This is a genomic window from Sphingobium limneticum, from assembly GCF_008710165.1.
GTDB classification, from domain to species: Bacteria; Pseudomonadota; Alphaproteobacteria; order Sphingomonadales; family Sphingomonadaceae; genus Sphingobium; species Sphingobium limneticum.
Map to the genome: position 1 here is coordinate 1 of NZ_VYQA01000064.1, position 1342 is coordinate 1342.

Consider the following 1342-nt stretch of genomic DNA (forward strand, 5'->3'; position numbering starts at 1 on the left):
CAGGCTGCGGAAAAAGGGTTGGCAGAGCCGGCCATTGGCCTCGCTTTCGCCGTTTTCTAGCCCAAGGCGTCAGTCATTCTGGGAGGTAACCTTCCAGAATCCGGTCGTTTTTGACCGGCCTCGGGCGCTATGAGGCGCAGGCCTAGGTTGCGCCCAGCAGTTTCGGCAGCCTGACGAGGTTGTAGGCGGCAGCGGTGAGCGTGAAGGACCATCCGACGCGATCTTGCCCACGGTGTCGGGTTTTTCGCATGGTGCCGCAGGTTTTTGCCCATCCGAACACTTCCTCGATCCGCTTGCGGATTTTCTGGGAGAGGCCGTAGCCGGGATGGCGTGTCGTACGCCCGTCAATGGCAGAACGGCGATTGGTGTTATTCTGGGCCACGTGCGGGGTGACGTCCATCTCGCGCAATGCCTCGACGAAGGCGGCGGTGTCGTAGTTCTTGTCCGCGCCCAGCGTGATCCGATGGCGCCCTTCCATCCGGCCCAGCATGGTCAGTGCGGCCTCGCGTTCGGCGGTGCCGGTCGCGTGGGTGAGGATCGCATCGACTACAAGGCCATTGCGGTTCTCCATGAGGACATGGGCCATATGGCACAGCTTGGCTGCCTGGCCCCGCGCTTTCTTGAATAAGCGGGCATCGGGATCAGTGGTTGATGCATGGGTCGCATTGCTGCGCTTCTCGCCCCGGAAATCGCGTCCGGCATTGCTCGGCGCTGTTTTCTGCTCGCCATGGCCGGAGACTGAACCACCGTCATCGTCATCTCCGGGGCCGCCTTCATCCTTGGGCCTGAAGCTCTTCACGCTGGCCCACGCTTCGACCAACGTGCCGTCCACCGAGAAATGATCGTCGGACAGAAGAGCCTGCACGCGTGCCTGGTTGATGATGGCTGACAGGAACTTGGCGGCAACGTCCCTGGATAGTAGCCTCTCGCGGTTCTTGGTGAAGACCGTGACATCCCAGATCGGCGCATCCATCGCCAGGCCGACAAACCAGCGGAAGAGCAGGTTGTAATCCATCTGCTCCATGAGCTGGCGCTCCGAGCGGATCGTATAGAAAGCCTGCAGGAGCAATGCGCGCAGCAGCTTCTCGGGCGGGATCGATGGCCGGCCAATGCGCGAATACATCGCATCGAAATCAGCCGACATCACCTCGAGAGCTTCGTCGACGATCGCGCGGATCGCCCGAAGTGAATGGTTAGCCGGAACCCGAGCTTCGCAGCTCACGTAGGAAAACAACCCTTCGCTCCGGTAATCGCCGCCCCGCATCTCAAATCCTTCAACCTCAGTTGAAGGCGTCTGAATCACCTCAAGCGGCTCAAGGAAAGAGCCTTTTTCCGCAACCTG

General features: G+C 60.8%; 1 protein-coding gene. It reads right to left on the reverse strand.

Features of this window, described 5'->3' with window-relative positions; genetic code table 11:
- Positions 1-142: 142 nt before the first annotated feature.
- Positions 143-1264, reverse strand: a complete 1122-nt coding sequence (locus F4U95_RS24500; protein WP_120253323.1) for an IS5 family transposase — start codon at positions 1262-1264, stop codon at positions 143-145.
- Positions 1265-1342: the final 78 nt, after the last annotated feature.

Coding starts and splice junctions, on each gene's coding strand:
- F4U95_RS24500 (WP_120253323.1), bottom strand. CDS start 1,264: ATGCGGGGCGGCGATTACCGGAGCGAAGGGTTGTTTTCCTACGTGAGC.